This is a genomic window from Pseudomonas ekonensis, assembly GCF_019145435.1.
GTDB classification, from domain to species: domain Bacteria; phylum Pseudomonadota; class Gammaproteobacteria; order Pseudomonadales; family Pseudomonadaceae; genus Aquipseudomonas; species Aquipseudomonas ekonensis.
Genome location: NZ_JAHSTS010000002.1, coordinates 502,090 through 525,787, shown reverse-complemented (window position 1 = coordinate 525,787; position 23,698 = coordinate 502,090). Strand labels below are relative to the sequence as shown.

Genomic DNA, 23,698 nt, shown 5'->3' with positions numbered 1-23,698 from the left:
GTACGGCGTCGCAAAACGGGGCTTGCCTCAGCCGGCGAGCATCGGGTAGGTGAACAGCCCGAAGTGCAGCAGGTTCAGCGCAAAGTGCGTGGAGATCGCCGCGCCCAGGCCGCCGAAACGGTAGGCCAGACCATAGCCGACCCCCGCCAGGCTCGCCAGCAGCACCCACGTCCAGCCGGCGCCGATGTGCACCAGGCCGAACAGCAGCGACGCCAGCAGCAGCGCCAGGTTGTCGCCGTAGGGCAGGGACTTGAAGCGCTGGCTCAGGCCGCCCTGTATATAGCCGCGAAACAGCGATTCCTCCACCAGCGTCACCAGCAGCAGGTTGTTCAGCACCCACAGCCAGGCCTGATCCGGCCACTTCGGCGCCCAGGCGATGATGCCGAGCGCCAGCGCGCCGCCCAGGGCCAGCACTACGGTCAGCACCAGGGCCAGCGCGGCGGCGTAGACCTGAAGGCGCAACGGCCGGCGGGCGACGATCCACGGGCAGGCCAGCAGCAGCCAGAAGCCGATCAGGGGCTTGTCCAGGTTCAGGTACATCGAGAACGGCACGGCGTCGTCGGTGAAGCGTTGCGGCTCGATGGCCCGGCCGTTGTGAAAGCCCGGCAACCAGTGCAGGGCCAACGCCAGCGCCAGCACGACAAACAGGCCGTGGCCGAGATAGCGGGCCACCGGCAGGCTCTGCTGGCGGACGGCGAAACCGGCGACCAGCAACAGGCCCACGGAAACCAGCGCCAGCCAACCGAGGCTGCCGACGCTCAGCGCCCATCCGTAACCGAGGCCGAGAAGGCCGAGATAGAGCCATGGCAAGGCAGGCATGGGAGGTCCTTGTGCGCAGAATGTGGGGTTGCTTTCTACACGGCAAGGCACGGGGGGACAAGTGAAGATGCAGCGAAAGTCCGGGACACACGCAGTACCTGTGGGAGAGGGATTGCCCGCGATGGCGGCATATCAGCCACCTGCGTTGGAGGCTGACAGACTGCCATCGCGGGCAAGCCCGCTCCCACAGGGTCTTGCGGTGCCTCCTCACTTTGCATTCAACCGAGAACTTTGTGGGAGCTGGCTTGCCAGCGATGGCGGCAGTCCAGACGCCGCAGGACAGAAGCAAGACAGTTGCTCCCACAGGGTTTTGTGGTGACCGCCGATTTTTCGGTCAACCCGGATCCCTGTAGGAGCCAGCCTGCTGGCGATGGCGTCCGCCAAGGCGCCGCAGGGCTGGGGCAGACAATGGAGCCTGATGGTTCAGCGCAATCCAAGCTTCGCCGCCGCGCGTTCGGTGATCTGCCGGCGCTTGCTCAGCGACGGCGCCGCGAGCCGCACGGCCTCTTCGACGATGTGGGCGGGCGCGCGCTCCGGGCTGCCCGAATCGAACGGCGGCGCCGGCGCGTATTCCAGTTGCAGCTGCACACGCTGCGCCGTGTCGGCGTCCACCAGTTCGGCCGCGAGCACCAGCGCAAAGTCGATCCCGGCGGTGATGCCGCCACCGGTGAACAGGTGGCCGTCGCGCACCACCCGATCCTTCACGGCAATCGCCCCCAGCGTTTCCAGCAGGTCGTGATAGGCCCAGTGGGTGGTCGCCCGTTTGCCCTTGAGCAGGCCGGCCGCCCCGAGCACCAGGGAGCCGGTGCACACCGAGGTCACGTACCGGGCCTGAGCGGCCTGCCGCCTGAGGAAGTCCAGCGTCTGGTCGTCCTCCATCAGCGGCCCGACGCCTGCGCCGCCGGGCACGCACAGCACATCGAGCGCCGGGCAGTCGTCGAAGGTCACGGTCGGCTTGAGCACCAGGCCTGTGCTGGCGGTGACCGGAATCAGATCCTTCCAGACCAGGTGCACTTGCACGCCCGGCAGCGAAGCCAGCACATCGTAGGGGCCGGTCAGGTCCAGTTGCTGCACCTGGGGAAACAACAGAAAGCCGATCTGCACGGTCATGGCGTTTTACTCCTGTAGTGGGGGTGGACGGCTTCACTGTAGGCGCGTAGCGTTTGGCGTATTCGCCAATCAACCCACGAATCTCGCCAAATGCCTAAATCCATCCATGTCCTCGCGTTCGCCGATGTCCAGGTGCTCGATGTCACCGGTCCTTTGCAGGTGTTCGCCTCGGCCAACGACGTCGCCCGCCACCGCGGCCTGCCGGTGCCTTATGCGCCGTCGGTGGTCGCCAGCGTCGGCGGGGCGGTGCGCTCGTCGGCCGGGCTGGCGCTGCTGGCCGAACCGTTGCCGCAGGCCCCCAGCGACACGTTGATCATCGCCGGCGGCTGGGGCATCTACGCCGCCGCCGACCATGCGCCGCTGGTGGACTGGGTACGCACGCATGCCGCCACGTGCCGGCGCGTGGCCTCGGTGTGCACCGGTGCGTTCCTGCTGGCGGCCAGCGGCTGGCTGGACGGGCGCCGGGTGGTCACCCACTGGACGCGCTGCGAGCAACTGGCCCGCCAGCACCCCAAACTTCGGGTCGAAGCCAATCCGATCTTCATCAATGACGGCCCGGTCTGGACCTCGGCGGGCGTCACCGCCGGCATCGACCTGGCGCTGGCCATGGTGGAGGAGGATCTGGGCCGCGACATCGCCCTGGAGGTCGCCCGCCATCTGGTGGTGTTCCTCAAGCGGCCGGGCGGGCAATCGCAGTTCAGCGTGATGCTGTCGCTGCAGAACCAGTCGCTGCACCGGCAAGGCAACCGGTTCGACGACCTGCATGCCTGGATCACCGAAAACCTCACCCGTGACCTGGGCATCGCGGCCCTGGCCGAGCAGGCCGGCATGAGCGAGCGCAGCTTCGTGCGCCACTACCGCGCCGACACCGGCCAGACCCCGGCCCGGGCCATCGAGCAACTGCGCGTCGAGACCGCCCGGCGGCTGCTGAGCGACACGGGGCTTGCGGTCAAGCGGATCGCGGCGAATTGCGGCTTCGGCAGCGAAGAGACCCTGCGCCGCAGTTTCCTGCGGGCCATGGGGGTGACGCCGCAGGCTTATCGGGAGCGGTTTTCGGTGGGGTTGGCGGACGCGTGATGATCAGGGGCTAACCCTCAGGCGCGCAACAGCTCCCGCAACGCCCTGAGCGTCTCCTGCGGCGCCTCTTCGGGAATGTTGTGCCCGACACCGGCCAGCACCCGGCGCTCGTAGGGGCCGGTGAAGCGGTCGGCGTCTTCGTCTTCTTCCGGCGCGGGGCCGACGCCGTCGTCGGCGCCGCACAGGGAAACGGTCGGCACGCCGATCGTAGGCTGTTGCTCCAGGGCCTTCTCCATCCACTCCAGCGCCGGATCGCCTGCGGCGTACATGAAGCGGTGACGGTAAGAGTGGATCACTACCTCGACGAAGTCCGGGTTGTCGAAGGCCGGGGCGGTCAGGGGATAGCGCTCGGCATTGCCGGTCCAGGTGGGCGACCACAGGCGCCAGAGCAGTTCGCACAGCGCCCGCCGGTTCTGCGTCAGGCCCTCGACGCCGCGGGGCGTGTGGAAATAGTACTGATACCAGTACAGGTGCTCGGTGGCCGGATCCAGCGGCCGGACGGAGGCCGGGATGTTCTGCAGGTTGTAGCCGTCGCCGGTGACCAGCCCGTGCACCCGCTCGGGAAACAGCGCCGCCACGATGCACGCCGCCCGGCCGCCCCAGTCGTAGCCGCACAGCGTGGCCTGGGCGATGCCCAGCGCATCCATCAGGTCCAGCAGATCCTGGGCCAGCGCCGCCTGTTGGCCGGAGCGCAACGTGTCCGCACGGTTGAACCGGGTCGGGCCGTAGCCGCGCAGGTACGGCACGATCACCCGGCAGCCCTCGGCGGCGAGGGCCGGGGCGACTTCGTCGTAGGCGCGGGGGGAGTAGGGGAAGCCATGGAGGAGAATCACCGCAGCACCGTCGCTCGGGCCGTGCTGCTCATAGGCGATGGTCAGGGTGGGTGTTGTGCTGAACAGGATCGCGTCATGGCTCATGCGGCACTCCTCGTTGTCAGGCCTCTTCCGCCACCTGATTGAAATACTTGCTCCGGTCCGGCGTGAACGTCACCACCATGCCGGTGCGTGAGCAGGTCAGCGCCCGTTCTTCGCTCAGGTCGATGTCCAGATGCTCGCCGCGCAGGCCCTGCCATTCGGCCAGGTATTTGAGGGAACCGTACTTTTCGTTCTTTTTCAGGCTGCGGCTGACCCCGCCTTTCCAGCCCAGCACCGGCAGTTCGTCGGCCAGGCAGCGCTTGGCCAGATCGGGAAAGCGCACGGCGCGCTGGCGGCCGATCTCCCAGCATTTGATCAGGCCTTTGTCGTGGGCTTCCCACAACTGGCTGCGGGTCAGGCCCGTGCGAAGGGGAACGTCGATCTGACGGTGGATGCGCTGGCTCATTCTGGTTCCTTGAAATCGGGTTTTATTGGACAGCTCCGCTGTGCCCGTTGCGGTGGATGGTAGGGGCGGGCGACACGGCTGGCAACAAGGTATTTCAGGGTGTAAGTGCAAGTTACGGGGGGAGGCATTGCGCGGCTTTTGTTGAACATTTGTAGGCCTTCACTTGTGCGCTTGTGGCGAGGGCGCTGGCTCCCGCTCGACCGCGAAATAGCCGTAATTCCTGGCCCTGCGCTGTGTCAGTAAAAATCCGGTGGCACAAAGAAGGGGGCCGCTTCGCCCACCCGCGGGAGCCATTGCCCACGCCATAGAGGGGGCGAAACGTTTAATTGTTGTAGGAATTCATTCCGCGAACCGGGATTGGTGCGGGAGATGTCTGACAGGCTCTGGCGAAAAACGATGACGCCCTACGGCTGCCAACAGTTCTTCGTCCCGCTCAGTTTGCGGTCGAGGAAGCACGCCGCACTGATCAGCGCCAGGTGCGTCAGGGCCTGGGGCGTGTTGCCCAGGTGGCGGCCGCGGCTGTCGAACTCTTCGGCGTACAGGCCCAGCGGATTGGCGTAGCGCAGCAGTTGTTCGAACTCCAGGTGGGCCTTGTCTACCCGGCCTGCGCGGGCCAGGCATTCGACGTACCAGAACGAGCAGGCGGCGAACGCGCCTTCGGTGCCGGGCAGGCCGTCGATGCCGGTGTCGTCGTTGCGGTAGCGGTAGACCATGCCGTCGCGCACCAAGTGCTTTTCGATGGCGTCCAGGGTCGCGAGCCAGCGCGGATCTTTGGCGCTGACGAAGCGCACCAGCGGCATCAGCAGCATCGAACCGTCGAGGGCGGTGCCGCCCAGGTACTGCACGAAATGGCCGCGCTCCTCGTTCCAGAAGTTGTCCCAGATGTCGCTGTGGATCGCCTGGCGCGTTTGGTCCCAGCGGGCGAACGGCGCCGGCAGCGAACGCTTGGAGGCCAGGCGGATGGCCCGGTCCAGCGCCACCCAGCCCATCAGCCGCGAGTGCAGGAAGTGATGCTGCTCACCGCGCATTTCCCAGATGCCCACGTCTTCGTTCTGCCAGGTCTCACAGACCTGATCGACCACTTCCTGCACGTGCTTCCAGCCCTCGTGGGAAATGGCGTCGCCGTACTTGTTGACCAGGTACACCGCGTCCATCAGTTCGCCGTAGATATCGAGCTGGATCTGTTCGTACGCCTGGTTGCCGATGCGCACCGGCCGGGCCCCGCCGTGGCCGGACAAATGGGTGAGTTCGGTCTCCGGCAGTTCCTGGCGCCCGTCGATGGCGTACAGGATGTTGAGCTTCATCGGCTGGCCCCGGCAATCGCTGACCCGGCCGCGCAGCCAGCGCATGTAGTCGTTGGCCTCGTCGACGAAGCCCAGGCGCATGAAGGCGTACACGGTGAAGGATGCGTCGCGGATCCAGGTGTAGCGGTAGTCCCAGTTGCGTGTGCCGGCGGGCGTTTCCGGCAGGCCGAACGTGGCGGCGGCGAGGATCGCGCCGTGTTCGCGGGAGGTCAGCAGCTTCATCGCCAGGGCGGAACGGTTGACCATTTCCCGCCAACGCCCGCGGTAGGTGGACTGGCGGAGCCAGTCGCGCCAGAACTTCAGGGTGCGCTCCAGGTACAGGTCGCCGTGGTCTTCGCCTAGCCGCGGGTCGTCGCCGGCGCCGAGCATGAAGGCCGCGCGCTGATCCTGCTTGAGGGTGAACTCGGCGACGGCGGCCTGCGCCTCGATGCGCATCGGCCGGTCCGCGGTCAGGCGCAGGGTCGGCTGGCCGTCGGCGCTGAAGGTCACGTCCTGCTTGTCCGCCCGGGCGCGGGTGGCGGCGCGGCCGTAGTCGTGGCGCACCGCGCAGCGCAGCCGGAACGTCGCCTGGCCGCTGACCACCCGCACCCGGCGCATCAGCAGCGGCAAGGTGTCGCTGCGGTCGCCGACCGGCAGCAGGTCGGTGATCTCGACCACGGCGCGCTCGCTGAGCCAGCGGGTCTGCAGGACGTTGGTGTCCGGCAGGTAGATCTGTTCCCGGCGCGCCTCGGGCAGGTCCGGCGCCAGCTGGAAGATGCCCGCGTCGGGGGTGTCCAGCAGCGAGCAGAAGATCGACGGGCTGTCGAACTCGGGCCAGCAGAAAAAATCCACGCTGCCCTGATCGTTGACCAGCGCGGCGCTGCGCATGTCGCCGATGATGCCGTGGGCATCGATGGCGCTCTGGCGTTCCGGGTGATGCTCGGCCATGGCCTGGGGGCTCCGGGGCAGGGGACTTATTTAGCTGACCGGAGGGTGACGGCCAGAGTTCATCCCCGGACATGAAAAGTCCCGCCGCCTCAGACCCGGTAGCGGCCGCTGTGGCGATGCCACTCCAGGCTGCCCGCCACCCAGCTCTTCACGCCTTTGAGGTAGCGGGCGAGCAGCGGGTCGGCGTCGGCCAGCAATGTCCGTTCGGCGTCTTCGTACTGGCGCATCACCTGATCGTGGATGGCCGCGCTGCGGGCCATGGCGTCCTGCGGGGAGCCGTTCAGGGCCCGGATCATCAACCCCGGCAGATTGAAGTCGCCGATGGCCGCGAGGCTTTCCTTGGGGGCCGAGAACAGGTCGTTGGCGATGATCGTGGCGCTGGCGGCCAGGGTCGTGACCCGCCGCACCGCCGGATGGCTGTAGACGTTGGCCGGCAGTTCATAGCCGCCGATCACGTCGATCAGCGACATGCACGGCAGGAAGCTGTTGGTCTGACGCTGGGCCAGGTACTCCCACAACGCCGGGGCGATGCCTTCGGTGCGCCAGGCGGCCTCGGCCGTCATGGTGACGAACATGGCGATGACTTCATGACGCACGCGGGCCACCTGGGAAGGCGTGGCGAAGGCTTCGACCCGCTTCATGTAGGCCTGCAGCGCCACCAGCACCGGGTCGCGCTCCAGCGCGCGGACGAGGTCGGCGTGGAACGGCGCGGTCAGGTGCACCGGCTCCAGCGCGGCGAGGGCCACCGACAGGCGCGGGCCGACCCGCCGGGGCTGCGAGCCGGTGCGCTCGTCGTCGCAGTAGTGATCGTCCACGGCGAACAGGGCGGCGATGCATTGCGCCGAGAGCAGCAGGCGGTCGGGGTCGTCGGTGTCGGTGTGGCACAGCGTGGCGAAACGGCCGAAGCCCGATGCGCGGATCTTGTCGAGCTGGCCGTCGAAGATGCCGATCCGGGCGACCCACGGCAACAGCAGGTCATCGACGGTGTCCGCCAACGCGTCGTCGATGCGAAACGGGGCGGGGCAATGCAGGGGCGGCACGTGCCAGGCCGAGGCCGGAGCAGGCTCTGCATCGCCCAAGTGCTGGCGTGCGGTTTCGGCCCAGCGCCCGACGGTGTCGCTGCCGAACGTCTCGAAGATGCGCCGCAGCCACACGGTGAACCGCTCCGGGCTCATGAGCAGTTGCTGCGTCAGCGCCTCCAGCGTCAGCCATTGCCAGTCCTGGGCCTCTTCGGGATTGGCCTGCGGGTCGGCCGTACTGAGCCCGATGAGGAGGTGGTCGTATTCATGTTCGATGAGTTGGTCGGTCACCTGTTCGCGGTAAAGCATCGCGGTGACTTCGAGCAGGTCGCAGGTGAGGCCCATCTCTTCCTGGAGGCGACGTCGGGCGGCCGCCGGGGTGCGCTCGCCCGGCCGGGGATGCCCGCAGCAGGTGTTGGTCCACAGGCCGGCGGAGTGGTATTTGCCGGCGGCGCGCCGCTGCAGCAGCAACCGCCCGTGCGGGTCGAAGATGAAGATCGAGAAGGCGCGGTGGCGCAGGCCCTGGCGGTGCACCTGCATCTTGGGGGCGGTGCCGGTGGGGCGGTCTCTGGGGGAGACCAGGATCAGCATCTCTTCCATGGCTTTGGCTCGTATGAAGGCCTTCGCGGCAGGGCGTGACGGCTGACCCGACTGGCTGGTGAACAACAGGCGTGGGTGATCGGTACCGTTGAAAAATAGTCCGGCGCGGCGGGTTTCGCCAAACGGCCCGACGGACGCGGGCTTCACACTCCACCAACAATTCGGCGCTTTTGCGTCCACGGGCCTTTGTGGCAAGTTGCAGGCCCCTGACGAGACCGCAACCGATGGCCAATCCTTACCGCGAACTGTTCAACGCCCCCGGCGCCCGCAACTTTGTGATCGCCGGGATGATCGCGCGCATGCCGATTTCCATGACCGGCATCGGCGTGATCACCATGCTGTCCCAGCTCAAGGGCGGCTACAGCCTGGCCGGCGGGGTGGCGGCGACGTTCGCGCTGGCCACGGCGTTCTGCGCGCCGCAGGTATCGCGGCTGGTGGACCGGTTCGGCCAGGGCCGGGTGCTGCCGGTGTCGGCGCTGATCGGCGGCGGGGCGCTGCTGATGTTGCTGCTGTGCACCCGCTTGCAGGCGCCGTACTGGACGCTGTTCGTCTGCGCCGCGTTGGCCGGCTGCATGCCGAGCATGTCAGCGATGGTGCGGGCGCGCTGGACCCGGATCTACCGCGGCCAGCCGCAATTGCAGACCGCCTATGCGCTGGAGTCGGTGCTCGACGAGGTCTGCTTCATCGTCGGCCCGCCGCTGTCGGTGGGGTTGTGCGTGGCGGTGTTCCCCGAGGCCGGGCCGCTGGCGGCGCTGCTGATGCTGGCGGTGGGCGTCACCGCGTTCGTGGCCCAGCGCAGCACCGAACCGCCGGTGCATCCTCACGAAGAACACCACCAGGGCTCGATCATCCGCTCGCCGGACATCCGCCTGCTGTTGCTGCTGATGGTCGCCATGGGCGTCATCGTCGGCGTGGTGGACGTGGTCAGCGTCGCCTTCGCCCAGCAGCAGGGCCAGCCGGCGGCGGCGAGCATCGTGCTGTCGGTGTACGCCATCGGTTCGTGCCTGGCCGGCATCGCGTTCGGGGCGATGCGTTCGCGGCTGCCGCTGCCGCAACTGTTCATGTACGGCGGGACGGCGACAGCGGTGACCACGCTGCCGCTGTTGCTGTCGGGCAATATTCTCGGGCTGTCGGTGGCGGTGTTCATCGCCGGGCTGTTCTTCTCGCCGACCCTGATCGTCGCCATGGCGCTGGTCGAGCGCATCGTGCCGCCGGCCAAGCTCACCGAAGGGCTGACCTGGCTGGTCACCGGCCTGAGCATCGGCGTGGCGGTCGGCGCCGCCGGTTCCGGCGCGCTGGTGGATGCCTTCGGCGCCCGCAGCGGGTTCTGGCTGGCGATCGCGGCGGGGGCGGTGGTGCTGGGCTCGGCGATCCAGAGTTACCGTCACCTCAAATGAAGCCCGCCCCTACATGGGATCTGTGCCTTGCACAGGCCCCAGTGGGAGCCAGCCTGCTGGCGATGGCGGTGTATCTGATACATCGAGGCTGAATGGGCTGCCGTCATCGCGAGCAGGCTCGCTCCTACAGGGGATCCGCCGTGCACATGAACCTGTAGGAGCCAGCTTGCTGGCGATTGCGTCAGCAAGGGCACCGCCGGGCAGGGTCAAGGCTGCTGTTTCACCAGCCCCGGCCGGAATTCACCCAGAAGTTCACTGACAGCGACGTCGAGACCGACTCCACCTGATGGAACCAGCCCTCAGGCAGGAACAGCAGGTCCCCGGCCTCCAGCACCACCCGCAGGAACGTCACGTCGCGGGCCGCGGGGAAACGCCCGTAGTCCGGCGCGTCCGGGTTGAAGTCGCAGCCATCGAGGCCGCCCTCCGGCGCGGTGGACCAGGTGCCCAGCGCTTCGCGGTGATGGGGGGCGGCGAGGGTGAACCGCTTCTGGCCCCAGACCTGGGCGAACAGGTTGTCGGTGTCGTCGCGGTGCAGCGGCGTGAGCGTGCCTTTGGGGCCGATCCAGATCCGGGGCGGGATGAACAGCCCGGCGTCGAAGTAGGCCGGCAGGCGGATCTGCTCCATCAGCTTGGCCGGCAGGATGTTGTTGCCCATGTAGGCCGGCGGCTCGCCGTTTTCGCCCTTGACCGCCGGGCTGTCGAGGGAGGCGATGAACTCGGCCATGGACGTGGAGCGGAAGTCCCGTTCGGTGGAGAAGGTCTTCTTCACGTAGTCGCCGTGGCGGGTGATGCCTTGCAGCTCGGCGAAATGCGCCAGCGATTCTTCACGGCTGAGGTTGAACAGCGGCCAGTCGTGCAGCGCGTTGCTGATCACCACGGGAATGCCCTGGGGCAGGTAGCGGCGCCTGAATTCGTCCACCGGCAACTCGCTGCGCGGGCGCCGTTCGACCTGGGTCTGCACCGGCAGCCCTGCGGTGAGTCGCTCGCTGAAGCGCGCCGGCGTCGGGTAGCGTTTGTTCATGTCGACCTTTTCGGTCACGGCGCCGCCGTGCATGGCCTGGTCGATGATCTGCGGCAGCAGCGTGGCCAGGCCCATGTTGCCGCCGATCTTCAGGCGACCGCTGGCGAACAGTTCCTCGACGTTGGCCGTGCCGCCCATGATCCCGAGGAAATCCTGCTGCGCCACTTCGATGGTCACATCGGGGCTGGCGTGGCGCCCGGGCCCGGTGCGGCTGGCGGCGCCGACCTCGGCCCAGTACGCCGCCTGCGGGCCGAACACGAATTGGAACACGCCTTCGATGCCGACGGCGCCGGCATTGGCGAACAGTTTGCCCAGAATGCTGTGCAGATCCACGGTGATTCCCCGCTGTGACGTTGTTGTTTTGGTCTGAACGGTTAACGAGCGCTTGTCGGGGGAATTTACCGGGCGCCGACTAATTTGCCGGGCGGGCCATCCGTCCCCCCTCTATAGAGACGTTCATGAGAGGGAAGCGTGGTGACCAAGTTGACCCTGCTGTGCCTGCCGTACTCCGGCGCCAGTGCCATGGTCTACAGCCGCTGGCGGCCCAAGCTGCCGCAATGGCTGCAATTGCAGCCGGTGGAACTGCCGGGGCGCGGGGCCCGGTTCGACGAGCCGCTGCACACCGACATGCGGGGGCTGGCGATGCAGTTGGCCAAAGAATTGCGCCCGACGCTCAAGACCCCGTACGCGCTGTTCGGTCACAGCCTGGGCGCGTTGCTGGCCTGCGAGCTGGCCCATGCCTTGCGCGCCTTGGGTTGCCCGGAGCCGGTGGCGCTGTTCGCCTCCGGCACGGCGGCGCCGACCCTGCGGGCCGACTACGACCGTGGCTTTGCCGACCCCAAGACCGATGCCGAGCTGATCGAGCAGCTGCGCACGCTCAACGGCACCAGCGAAGAGGTGTTGGCCAACCAGGAACTGATGAGCCTGACCCTGCCGATCCTGCGCGCGGACTTCCTGCTCTGCGGCACCTTCGAGCCGTTGCAGCGCCCCTTGCTCAACTGCCCGGTGCACGTGCTCGGCGGCAAGGCCGACCGCGCCACCACCGAACAGCTGATCGGCTGGAGCAAGGAGACCCGGGGCAGCTTCTCGGTGGACATGCTGGCCGGCGGGCACTTCTTCATCCATGAGCACGAGGCCAAGGTGCTGAAGGTGATCAAGGACCAGTTGGAGATCCATCACCGGCGGCATGCGCTGGCCGTGAGCGCCTGACATTTCCCTCCTGTCCTGCAGGCGGCACCCTCGCCAGCAGGCTGGCTCTCATCTGGCTGTGCGGTGACCGCAGTTTCTGCATTCACCCGGCACCCTGTGGGAGCGGGCTTGCCCGCGAAGAGGCCGGCCCGGTCACCGCAGGACACAATCAAGACAGCGGCTCCCGCCTTGCGGAATTCACTTGCCCATCCTCGCTTTGCCTCCCTTCTGATAGTTGTTCTCAATCGCTAATTTTTCAGGTCTGGATTCGTTTTATAGGGACGACGTGCCTTTGTGCTTCTTGCCTACTGAATCCGGATCCCAAGAAATGAATGCTGATGACTCCTTGAAACTCGCTCGCCGGTTTATCGGGTTGCCGCTGGAAAAGCGCCAGATGTTCCTCGCCGCCCTGCAACGCGAAGGCGTGGACTTTTCAAGGTTTCCGATTCCGGCCGGGGTCGAGGCCGAGGATCGCCAGGCGCTGTCCTACGCCCAGCAGCGCATGTGGTTTCTCTGGCACCTGGATCCGCAGAGCGGCGCCTACAACCTGCCGGCGGCGGTGCGCCTGACCGGGCGCCTGAACCGGCCAGCGCTGGAGCAGGCCTTCGCCAGCCTCATCGAACGTCACGAGACCCTGCGCACCGTGTTCCGCCAGCAGGCCGACGACAGCCTGCTGCAAGTGCCGCTGCAACAGCCGTTGGAGATCCGCCGCATCGACCTGTCGGCCCTCCCGGCGCACGAGCGTGAGGCGCAGGTGGCGACCGCCGCCCAGGCACAATCGCTGGAGCCGTTCGACCTGGCCAACGGCCCGCTGCTGCGGGTGGTGCTGCTGCAACTGGGTGAGCAGGAACACGTGCTGCTGCTGACCCTGCACCACATCGTGTCCGACGGTTGGTCGATGAACGTGCTGATCGACGAGTTCTGCCGCTTCTACGACGCCCACGACCAAGGCATCGCCGCCGAACTGCCGCCGCTGCCGGTGCAGTACAGCGACTATGCGCTGTGGCAGCGCCGCTGGCTGGAGGCCGGCGAACAGCAGCGCCAGCTCGACTACTGGCTGGCGCAGATGGGCGACGAACATCCGGTGCTGGAACTGCCGCTGGACCGTCCGCGGCCGGTGCTGCCGAGCAACCTGGGCCGGCGCCTGGAGCACGTCGTCGAGGCCGGGCTGGTCGAGCAGTTGCGCGGCGTGGCCCGCCAGCACGGCGTCACCCTGTTCATGCTGTTGCTGGGCACCTTCAATGTGCTGCTGCACCGCTACACCGGGCAGACCGACCTGCGCGTCGGCGTGCCCATCGCCAACCGCAACCGCCGCGAGATCGAAGGGCTGATCGGCTTCTTCGTCAATACCCAGGTGCTGCGTGCGCAACTGGACGGCCAGACCCGTTTCGCCGACCTGCTGCGCGACCTCAAGGAAACCGCCCTCGGCGCCCAGGCCCACCAGGACCTGCCGTTCGAGCGCCTGGTCGAGGCGCTGAAGCTGGAGCGCAGCCTGAGCTACAACCCGCTGTTCCAGGTGATGTACAACCACCAGCCGGAAGTCGCCGACGTCACCGCGCTCAAGGTCGGCAGCGGCCTGGAGCTGGGCGTCATCGAGTGGGAAAGCCGCAGCACCCAGTTCGACCTGAGCCTGGACACCTACGAAAAGGGCGGCCAGCTGCACGCGGCGTTCACCTACGCCAGCGACCTGTTCGATGGGCAAACCATCGAGCGCATGGCGCGGCACTGGAACGAACTGCTGCGCAGCGTCGCCGCCGATCCGCAGCAGCGGGTCGGCGACATCGGTCTGATGCAGGCGCAGGAACACGAGCAGTTGATCCGCCAGTGGGGCCGCCATGACGCCGCATGGCCGAGCGAGCGCCCCGTGCATGAGCTGTTCGAGGCCGAGGCAGCGAAGACCCCGGACGCGCTCGCCCTGATCTTTGACGGCGAGCAACTGACCTATGCCCAGCTCAACGCCCGGGCCAACCGTCTGGCCCGCACGCTGCTGGCCGAAGGCGTCGGGCCGGAGGTGCTGGTGGGCATCGCGGTCGACCGGGGGCTGGAGCTGATCGTCGCGATCCTCGCCGTGCTCAAGGCCGGCGGCGCCTATGTGCCGCTGGATCCGCAATACCCGCGCGACCGCCTGCTGTGCATGATCGAAGACAGCGGCAGCCGTCTGCTGCTGACCCAAAGCCATCTGCTCGAACGCCTGCCGGTGCCCGGGAGCGTTCAGAGCCTGTGCCTGGACCAGGCCGATGTCTGGGCGCACGACGATGACAGCAACCCGCAGCGCACCGTGTGGGCCGACAACCTGGCCTACGTGATGTTCACCTCCGGCTCCACCGGCCGCCCGAAAGGCGTCGGCATCAGCCATGGCGCCCTGAGCAAGCACGCCTTCGCTTCGCAGCACTACTACGGCCTGAGCGCCGCCGATTGCGCGCTGCAGTTCGCCACGTTCAACTTCGATGCGTTCGGCGAGCAACTGTTCGGCCCGCTGACCTGCGGCGCCCGCGTGGTGCTGCGCGGCAACGAGGTGTGGGACAGCGAGACCCTGTATCGCCAGATCGTCGGGCAGGGCATCACGGTGATGGACCTGACCACCGCCTATTGGAACATGATCGCCAAGGAATTCGCCGCCGCAGGCCCGCGCGACTATGCTGCGCTGCGCCAGGTGCACAGCGGCGGCGAGGCGATGCCGCCGGAAGGCGTGCAGGCCTGGCGCGAGGCGGGGCTGGGGCACGTGAGGCTGCTCAACACCTACGGCCCGACCGAGGCCACCGTCACCGCCACCACCCTCGATTGCAGCGACTACGTCAGCGGGCAGCAGGCGCTGCCGCTGACGATGCCCATCGGCCGTCCGCTGCCGGGCCGCCATGCCTACCTGCTGGACGCCGAGGGTCAGCCGACCCCGGTCGGCGTGGTCGGCGAGCTGATGCTCGGCGGCGAGTTGCTGGCACGAGGTTACTTCCAGCGCGCCGACCTGACCGCCGAGCGCTTCATCCCTGATCCGTTCTGCGCCGACGGTGCGCGCCTGTACCGCACCGGCGACCTGGCGCGCTACAACGCCCTCGGCCAGATCGAGTACGTCGGCCGGGTCGACCATCAAGTGAAGATCCGCGGTTTCCGGATCGAGTTGGGCGAGGTAGAAGCGCGCCTGCTGGCGCTGGACGCGGTCAGCGAGACCGTGGTGCTCGCGGTGCAGGGCGGCAGCAGCCTGCAACTGGTCGCCTATGTGGTGCCGACGGACGCTGCCGTGGTCGATGCCTCGGCGGACGGCCAGGGCGCGGCCCGCGAGGCGATCAAGGCGCAGCTCAAGGACAGCCTGCCGGACTACATGGTGCCGACCCAGATGGTGTTCCTGGCCGCGCTGCCCCTGAGCCCCAACGGCAAGCTCGACCGCAAGGCCCTGCCGGCGCCGGACGCCAGCCAGATGCAGCAGGCGTTCGTCGCGCCGCGCAGCGAGCTGGAACAGAAGATCGCGGCGATCTGGCAGGACGTGCTCAAGCTCGACCAGGTCGGCCTGACCGACAACTTCTTCGAGCTGGGCGGCGACTCGATCATTTCCATTCAGGTGGTCAGCCGTTCGCGCCAGGCCGGCATCCACTTCAGCCCCCGCGACCTGTTCCAGCACCAGACTGTCCAGGCCCTGGCCGCCGTGGCGCAGCAGGGCCGCAGCGGGGTGAGCATCGATCAGGGGCCGGTGACCGGCGAACTGCCGTTGCTGCCGATCCAGCAGACCTTCTTCGAAGACGCCATTCCCCAGCGTCACCACTGGAACCAGGCGGTGCTGCTGCGCAGCCATCAGGCCCTGAATGCCGACGCGCTGCTGCAAGCGCTCAACGGGCTGGCGGCGCACCACGACGGCCTGCGCTCGCGCTTCGTCGAGGGCGCCGACGGCTGGCGCGCCGACGTGGCGCCGGTGGCGGCCGACCCTGAACTGCTGTGGGCGGCGGACGGTCTGGCCGATGCCGACCTGCAAGCGCTGTACGGCAAGGCCCAGCAGAGCCTGAGCCTGCAGCGCGGCCCGCTGCTGCGTGCGGTGCTGGCCACCGTCGCCGACGGCAGCCAGCGCCTGTTGCTGGCGGTGCATCACCTGGCGGTGGACGGCGTGTCGTGGCGGATTTTGCTGGAGGATCTGCAACAGGCCTATCAGCAAGCGGCGCAAGGCACGGGCATTCGACTGCCGGCCAAGACCAGCCCGTACAAGGCCTGGGGCGAACGCCTGCAAGCCTACGCCGCGACCGACGCGGTGCAGGCCGAACTGGGCTTCTGGCAACGCCAGCTCGACGGCGCCGAACTGACGCTGCCGTGCGACAACCCGCAGGGCAGCCGCCAGAGCCGCCACGCCAAGGTTGTCCACAGCCGTCTCGACAAGAGCCTCACCCAACAGCTGCTGCAACAGGCCCCGGCGGCCTACCGCACCCAGGTCAACGACCTGCTGCTGACTGCGCTGGCGCGGGTGATCTGCCGCTGGACCGGCCACACCGACACCCTGATCCAGCTGGAAGGCCACGGCCGCGAAGACCTGTTCGACGACATCGACCTGACCCGCACCGTCGGCTGGTTCACCAGCCTGTTCCCGGTGCGCCTGACCCCGGCGGAATCCGTCGCGGCGGCGATCAAGCAGGTCAAGGAACAGCTGCGCGCGATCCCCAACAAAGGCATCGGCTTCGGCGTGCTGCGCCACCTGGGCGACGCCTCCGTGCAGGCCAGCCTGAAAGCGCTGCCGACGCCGCGCATCACCTTCAACTACCTCGGCCAGTTCGACGGCAGTTTCGATGCCGAAGAGGGCGCGCTGTTCAGCCCGGCCGGCGAGGGCGCCGGCGGCGAGCAGAGCCCGGACGCGCCGCTGGACAACTGGCTGGGCGTCGAAGGCCAGGTCTACGACGGCGAACTCGACCTGCGCTGGACCTTCAGCCGCGAGCAGTTCAACGAGGCGACCATCGCCCGTCTGGCCGCCGAGTACGAAACCGAGCTTCAGGCCCTGATCCGCCATTGCTGCCTGCCGGAGTCGATGGGCGTGACGCCGTCGGACTTCCCGCTGGCGCACATCGCCCAGGCGCAGCTGGACGCGATCCCGGTGCCGGCCGCCGCCATCGAAGACCTCTATCCGCTGTCGCCGATGCAGCAGGGCATGCTGTTCCACACCCTGTACGAGCAAGGCACCGGCACCTACATCAACCAGCTGTGCGTGGACGTCGACGGCCTCGACCCCGAGCGCTTCCGCGCCGCGTGGCAGGCGACCATGGACGCCCATGACATCCTGCGCAGCGGCTTCATCTGGCAGGGCGAACTGCAGGAGCAACTGCAGATCATCCATCGCCGCCTCGAATTGCCGTACACGCTGCTCGACTGGCGCGAACGCGACGACATCGCCCGGGCGCTCAAGGACTTCACCGCCGCCGACCTGGCCCAGGGCTTCGACCTGGCCGGGGCCGGACTGCTGCGCGTGACCCTGATCCGCGTCGCCGAGCACCGCCATCACCTGATCTTCACCAACCACCACATCCTGATGGACGGCTGGAGCAGCGCGCAGATGCTCGGTGAGGTGCTGCAGCGTTACGCGGGGCTTGAGCCGCCGCGTCCGGTGAGCCGCTACGCCGATTACATCCAGTGGCTGCAACGTCAGGACGCCGCCGTCAGCGAAGCGTTCTGGCTGGCGCAACTGGCGGACTTCCAGGAGCCGACCGTACTGGCGCAGGCTGCGGCGGCCGGCGGCGAGGTGCGCACGGAAAGCGGTCATGCCCTCACGCATCACGACCTCGACGCGGCGCGCACCCGGCGCCTGAACGCGTTTGCCCGCGAACAGAAAGTCACCGTCAACACGCTGGTGCAGGCCGCCTGGCTGCTGCTGTTGCAGCGCTACACCGGCAGCGCCTGCGTGGCGTTCGGCACCACCGTGGCCGGGCGTCCGGCGGAGCTGGCGGGCATCGAGCAGCAGGTGGGCCTGTTCATCAACACCTTGCCGGTGATCGCCGCCAGCCGCCCGGACCAGACCGTGGCCGCGTGGCTGGCCGCCGTGCAGGCGCAAAACCTGGCGCTGCGCGAGTTCGAGCACACGCCGCTGGCGAACATCCAGCGCTGGGCCGGGCAGGGCGGCGAGTCGCTGTTCGACACCTTGCTGGTGTTCGAGAACTTCCCGATCTCCGAAGCGCTGCAGCACGGCACCGCCGAAGGCGTGGTATTCGGCCCGGTGGCCAACCAGGATCAGACCCACTACCCGCTGACCTTGGGCGTCACCCTGGGCGACACCCTGGCGCTGCACATGAGCGTCGACCGGGCGCATTTCAGCGCCGCCACGGTCGAGCGCCTCAGCGCGCAATTGCTGCACCTGCTGGAGCGGTTCGCCGAATCCGGCGAGCGCCGCCTCGGCGAGATCGCCCTGGCCACCGCCGAGGAACACACACGGCAACAGGCCGAAAACCGGCCGCAGGCCTACCCGACGGACATCGCCGTGCATCAGCGCTACGCCCGGCTGGCGGCGCAACAGCCTGAGCGCACCGCCGTGATCTTCGACGGCAAGCACTACAGCTATGGCGAACTCGATGCCCGGGCCAACCGCCTGGCCCATGAGCTGGTGGCCCGTGGCGTGGGCGCCGAAGTGCGGGTCGGCGTGGCCATGCCGCGCAGCGAAGGCCTGATCGTCGCGCTGCTGGCGGTGCTCAAGGCCGGCGGCGCCTATGTGCCGCTGGACACCAGCTACCCGCGCGAGCGCCTGGCGTACCTGATGCAGGACGCCGGCCTGGCGCTGCTGCTGACCGATTCGCGGGTGTCGGCGCAGTTGCCGGTCGGCGAGGCGCTGAGCGTGCTGGAACTGGATCGCCTCGACCTCAGCGGCCGTCCGGCCCGGGCGCCGGACGTGGCGCTGGCCCCGGACAACCTCGCCTACGTGATCTACACCTCTGGCTCCACCGGCAATCCCAAAGGCGTGAGCGTCACCCACGGCCCGCTGGCGATGCATTGCCTGGCCATCGGCGAGCGCTACGAGATGCGCGACACCGACTGCGAATTCCACTTCATGTCGTTCGCCTTCGACGGCGCCCACGAACGCTGGCTGACCAGCCTGACCCACGGCGGCTCGCTGCTGATCCGCGACGACAGCCTGTGGACGCCGGAGCAGACCTACAACGCCATGCTCGAACACGGCGTGACCGTGGTCGCGTTCCCGCCGGTGTACCTGCAACAGCTGGCCGAACACGCCGAGCGCGTGGGCAACCCGCCGAAGGTGCGCATCTACTGCTTCGGCGGCGACGCGGTGCCGAACGCCAGTTTCGAACGGGTCAAGCGTGCGCTGGACCCGGAGTACATCATCAACGGCTACGGCCCGACCGAGACCGTGGTCACCCCGCTGATCTGGAAGGCCGGGCGCGACGAACCGTGCGGCGCCGCCTATGCGCCGATCGGCAGCCGCATCGGCGACCGCAGCGCCTACGTGCTCGACGCCGACCTGAACCTGTTGCCCCAAGGCATGGCCGGCGAGCTGTACCTGGGCGGCAGCGGCGTGGCCCGCGGCTACCTGAACCGGGCGGCGATGACCGCCGAGCGTTTCGTCGCCGACCCGTTCGGCCAGGCCGGTGGCGTGCTGTACCGCACCGGTGACCTGGTGCGCCAGCGCGCCGACGGCACCTTCGACTACCTGCAACGCATCGACAACCAGGTGAAGATCCGCGGTTTCCGCATCGAACTGGGGGAAATCGAGGCGCGCCTGCAAGCCCTGGAGGGCGTGCGCGAAGCGGTGGTGGTGGCCCAGGAAAGCGGCGGCAGCAAGCGCCTGGTGGCCTACGTGGTCGGCGACGCGCAGCGGGCGGACTTCGCCGAGGGCCTGCGCGAGCAACTGAAGGCGACGATGCCGGCGCACATGGTGCCGGCCTACGTGCTGACGCTCGAACGCATGCCGCTGACGCCCAACGGCAAGCTCGACCGCAAGAACCTGCCCAAGCCCGACGTCAGCCAATTGCAGCAGGCCTACGTGGCGCCGCAGACCGTGCTGGAGCAGCAACTGGCGACGATCTGGCAGGACGTGCTCAAGCTTGAGCGGGTCGGCCTGAGCGACAACTTCTTCGAACTGGGCGGCGACTCGATCATCTCGATCCAGGTGGTCAGCCGCGCCCGCCAGGCCGGGCTGCGCTTCACGCCCAAAGACCTGTTCCAGCACCAGACCGTCCAGGCGCTGGCGACCGTGGTGCAGACCGGCGAGCCGCTGCAGGCGATCGACCAGCGGCCGGCCAGCGGTGAGACCGCGCTGCTGCCGATCCATCAGTGGTTCTTCGCCCAGCCGGTCCCGGACCGTCACCACTGGAACCAGTCGGTGATGCTCAAGGCCCGCCAGCCGCTGGACGGGCAGGTGCTGGAGCAAGCGTTGCAGGCCTTGGTGGCGCACCACGACAGCCTGCGCCTGGCATTCACCGGGCAGGCCGACGCCTGGTCGGCGCAGTACCGCAGCGCGGAGGCGCTGGCGGGGGAAGCCGTGCTCATCCAGGCCGAGGTCGCCGACCTGGCGGCGCTGGAGGTCTTGGGCAACCAGGCCCAGCGCAGCCTGAAGCTGAACGGCGGTTCGCTGATCCGCGCTGTGCTGGCGGATCTGGCCGACGGCAGCCAGCGCCTGTTGCTGATCGTCCATCACTTGGTGGTCGACGGTGTGTCATGGCGGATCCTGTTCGAAGACCTGCAAAGCGCTTACCGGCAGATCCTGGCCGGCGCCGCCGTGCAGTTGCCGGCCAGGACCAGTTCGGTCAAGGCCTGGGCCGAAGCGTTGCAGGGCTATGCCGCCAGCGAGCCGTTGCAGGCTGAGCTGGGCTTCTGGCAGCAGCAACTGCAAGGCGCTTCGGTGGCGCTGCCGTGCGACAACCCCGAGGGCGGCCAGCGGCACTGCCAGGCGCAGGCGATCCGTACGCCGCTGGACAAAGAGCTGACCCGCCAACTGTTGCAGGAGGCCCCGGCGGCCTACCGCACCCAGGTCAACGACCTGCTGCTGACCGCGTTGGCGCGGGTGATGGTGCGCTGGACCGGCGACGACAGCGTGCTGGTGCAACTGGAAGGGCATGGCCGCGAAGACCTGTTCGACACGGTCGATCTGACCCGCACCGTCGGCTGGTTCACCAGCCTGTTCCCGGCGCGCCTGACGCCGGCCGCGGATCTGGGGGCTTCGCTCAAGCAGATCAAGGAACAACTGCGGGCGATCCCGAACAAGGGCATCGGCTTCGGCGCCCTCGCGCACCTGGGCGACGACCACGCGCGCCAGACCCTGCAAGCCTTGCCGACGCCGCGCCTGACCTTCAACTACCTGGGCCAGTTCGACGGCGGCTTCGAGGCCGAAGGCGATGCGCTGTTCGCGCCGACCGCCGAATCCGGCGGCGAAGAAGTGAACCTGCAAGGCCCGCTGGGCAGCCCGCTGGCCCTGGACGGCAAAGTGTTCGGCGGCGAGCTGGATCTGAGCTGGACGTTCAGCCGCGAGATGTTCGCCCCGGCGACCATCCAGCGCCTGGCCGACGACTACCTGCAAGAGCTGACCGCGCTCATCGCCCATTGCTGCGACAGCGCCAACCGCGGCGTGACGCCGTCGGACTTCCCGCTGGCCACGCTGACCCAGGCCCAGCTCGACGGGCTGGCGCCGCAGCCGCAGGCCATCGACGACCTCTATCCGCTGTCGCCGATGCAGCAGGGCATGCTGTTCCACACCCTGCTTGAACATGGCAACGGCGACTACATCAACCAGATGCGCCTGGACGTGGACGGCGTCGATCCCGAACGTTTCCGCGCCGCCTGGCAGGCGGCGATGGACGCCCACGACATCCTGCGCACCGGGTTCGTCTGGCAGGGCGACCTGGCGCAGCCGGTGCAGGTGGTGCAACGCCAGGTCGCGGTGCCGTTCCGCGTGCTCGACTGGAGCGGCCGGGACGACCTCGGCACGGCCCTGCAATCGCTCGCCGATGAGGAACGGGCGCAGGGCCTGGACCTGACCCGCGCACCGCTGCTGCGTCTGGTGCTGGTGCGCACCGGGGCCGGGCGTCATCACCTGATCTACACCAACCATCACATCCTGATGGACGGCTGGAGCAGCGCGCAGTTGCTCGGCGAAGTGCTGCAGCATTACCGCGGCGAAGCGGTGCCGCGTCCGGTGGGCCGCTACCGCGACTACATCGCCTGGCTGCAACGCCAGGACGCCGCAGCGGCCGAGGCCTGGTGGCGGGCCGCGCTGGACAACCTGCAAGAGCCGACCCGCCTGGCCGATGCCATGGCGCGTCCGGCGGCGGGGTTGCCGGCCACCGGTTACGGCGATCACTACCAGGTGCTGGACGCCGGGCTGACCCAGCGTCTGGGCGAGTTCGCCCGCGCCTCGAAAGTCACCGTCAACACCGTGGTGCAGGCGGCATGGCTGCTGCTGTTGCAGCGCTACACCGGCAAGGACTGCGTGGCGTTCGGCGCCACGGTCGCCGGGCGTCCGGCGGATCTGCCGGGGGCCGAGCAGCAGATCGGCCTGTTCATCAACAGCCTGCCGGTGATCGCCGCTGCGCGTGCGCAGCAGAGCCTGACCGATTGGCTGGCCGCCGTGCAGGCGCAGAACCTGGCGCTGCGCGAGTTCGAGCACACGCCGCTGGCGCAGATCCAGCGCTGGGCCGGGCAGGGCGGCGAGGCCCTGTTCGACAGCCTGATGGTGTTCGAGAACTACCCGATCGCCGAGGCGCTGGAGCAGGGCGCGCCGCAGGGCCTGCGGTTCGGCCCGGTGGTCAACCATGAGCAGACCAACTACCCGTTGACCCTGCTGGTGCACCTGGGCCGCGAGCTGTCGGTGCACTTCAGCTACCAGAACGACCGCTTCGCCAGTGCCGGCGTGGCGCAGTTGGGCGCGCATTTGCAGCGTCTGCTGAGCCAGATGACCGATGCCGGCGAGCGTTCGTTGAGCGAACTGACGCTGTGCGACGTTGTGCCTGTGGACAACCGCTTCGTCACCGACCGGTGCATCCACCAGGCCATCGCCCGTCAGGTGGCCGCCACCCCGGATGCGCTGGCCGTGACCTTCGCTGAACGGCAACTGAGCTACGCCGAACTGGACGCCCGGGCCAACCGCCTGGCGCACAGGCTGATCGAACTGGGCGTCGGCCCGGAAGTGCGGGTGGGCGTGGCGATGCCGCGTTCCGAGCACTTGCCGGTCGCGTTGCTGGCGGTGCTCAAGGCCGGCGGCGCCTATGTGCCGCTGGACCCGGACTACCCGGCCGACCGCGTGGCCTACATGCTCGAAGACAGCCGGGCGCGGGTGCTGCTGACCGAGCGGGACATCGCCGCCACCCTGGCCCTGGACGCCGGCACCGACGTGGTGCTGATGGACGAGGTGTCGCTGGACGGCTATGCGCACGAGGCGCCGCTCACCCGCGTGACGCCGGACAACCTGGCCTACGTGATCTACACCTCCGGCTCCACCGGCAAACCGAAAGGGGTGGCGATCGCCCACCGCAACGTCATGGCGCTGATCGACTGGTCGGCGAAGGTGTACCGCCGCGAGGACATCCAGGGCGTGCTGGCGTCCACGTCGGTGTGCTTCGACCTGTCGGTGTGGGAGCTGTTCGTGACCCTGGCCAATGGCGGCTCGCTGATCATCGCCCGCAACGCCCTGGAGCTGCCGCACTTGCCGGCGCGGGACCAGGTGCGTCTGATCAACACCGTGCCGTCGGCCATCGCCGCGCTGCAACGGGCCGGGCAGATCCCGCCGGGCGTGCGGATCGTCAACCTGGCCGGCGAGCCGTTGAAGCAGGTGCTGGTGGAGGCGCTGTACCAAACGCCGGGCATCGAGCATGTCTACGACCTCTACGGGCCGTCGGAAGACACCACCTATTCGACCTGGACCCGCCGCCGCGCCGGCGGCCAGGCGCGCATCGGCCGGGCGCTCGACCATAGCGCCAGCCATCTGCTGGACGCCGATCTGCAAGCGGTGCCCCA

At 68.3% G+C, this 23,698-nt stretch carries 11 protein-coding genes (1 of these 11 cut by a window edge); 4 read left to right on the top strand and 7 right to left on the bottom strand.

The window, feature by feature from the left end; genetic code table 11:
- Positions 1-27 precede the first annotated feature (27 nt).
- Positions 28-819: a CPBP family intramembrane glutamic endopeptidase gene (locus KVG96_RS15285; RefSeq protein WP_217892892.1), complete on the bottom strand. Its 792-nt coding sequence runs from the start codon at positions 817-819 to the stop codon at positions 28-30.
- Positions 820-1,242: 423 nt separating this feature from the next.
- Positions 1,243-1,929, bottom strand: a complete 687-nt coding sequence (inhA, locus tag KVG96_RS15280; protein WP_217892891.1) for an isonitrile hydratase — start codon at positions 1,927-1,929, stop codon at positions 1,243-1,245.
- A gap of 90 nt (positions 1,930-2,019) precedes the next feature.
- Here inhA and KVG96_RS15275 point away from each other — a divergent pair, with 90 nt between their 5' ends.
- Positions 2,020-3,006, top strand: a complete 987-nt coding sequence (locus tag KVG96_RS15275) for a GlxA family transcriptional regulator (protein WP_217892890.1) — start codon at positions 2,020-2,022, stop codon at positions 3,004-3,006.
- A 17-nt stretch (positions 3,007-3,023) separates the two neighbouring features.
- Here KVG96_RS15275 and KVG96_RS15270 read toward each other — a convergent pair whose 3' ends face one another.
- From KVG96_RS15270 to idi, 4 genes are all read right to left on the bottom strand, one after another.
- Positions 3,024-3,923: an alpha/beta fold hydrolase gene (locus tag KVG96_RS15270; RefSeq protein WP_217892889.1), complete on the bottom strand. Its 900-nt coding sequence runs from the start codon at positions 3,921-3,923 to the stop codon at positions 3,024-3,026.
- Between the two features lie 16 nt (positions 3,924-3,939).
- Positions 3,940-4,326, bottom strand: a complete 387-nt coding sequence (locus tag KVG96_RS15265) for a hypothetical protein (RefSeq protein WP_217892888.1) — start codon at positions 4,324-4,326, stop codon at positions 3,940-3,942.
- Positions 4,327-4,730: 404 nt separating this feature from the next.
- Positions 4,731-6,557, bottom strand: coding sequence for a glycoside hydrolase family 15 protein (locus KVG96_RS15260; RefSeq protein ID WP_217892887.1), 1,827 nt, complete (start codon positions 6,555-6,557; stop codon positions 4,731-4,733).
- A gap of 89 nt (positions 6,558-6,646) precedes the next feature.
- Positions 6,647-8,176, bottom strand: coding sequence for an isopentenyl-diphosphate Delta-isomerase (idi, locus tag KVG96_RS27565; RefSeq protein WP_264082381.1), 1,530 nt, complete (start codon positions 8,174-8,176; stop codon positions 6,647-6,649).
- A 224-nt stretch (positions 8,177-8,400) separates the two neighbouring features.
- On the opposite strand from idi, the gene KVG96_RS15250 reads away from it, so the two are divergent.
- A complete protein-coding gene (locus tag KVG96_RS15250; RefSeq protein WP_217892886.1) occupies positions 8,401-9,573 on the top strand; it encodes an MFS transporter in 1,173 nt (390 codons plus the stop codon).
- 220 nt (positions 9,574-9,793) lie between these two features.
- On the opposite strand, the gene KVG96_RS15245 is transcribed toward KVG96_RS15250, so the two are convergent.
- Positions 9,794-10,927, bottom strand: a complete 1,134-nt coding sequence (locus tag KVG96_RS15245; protein WP_217892885.1) for a cupin-like domain-containing protein — start codon at positions 10,925-10,927, stop codon at positions 9,794-9,796.
- 138 nt (positions 10,928-11,065) lie between these two features.
- Here KVG96_RS15245 and KVG96_RS15240 point away from each other — a divergent pair, with 138 nt between their 5' ends.
- Together KVG96_RS15240 and KVG96_RS15235 are read left to right on the top strand one after the other, a co-directional pair.
- On the top strand, positions 11,066-11,803 hold the full coding sequence (locus KVG96_RS15240; protein WP_217892884.1) for a thioesterase II family protein: 738 nt from the start codon (positions 11,066-11,068) through the stop codon (positions 11,801-11,803).
- A 307-nt stretch (positions 11,804-12,110) separates the two neighbouring features.
- Positions 12,111-23,698: the 5' portion of a non-ribosomal peptide synthetase gene (locus KVG96_RS15235; RefSeq protein ID WP_217892883.1), read on the top strand. The gene runs 823 nt beyond the window's last position; the window shows 11,588 of its 12,411 coding nt (coding positions 1-11,588); the start codon lies at positions 12,111-12,113; its stop codon lies beyond the right edge, outside the window.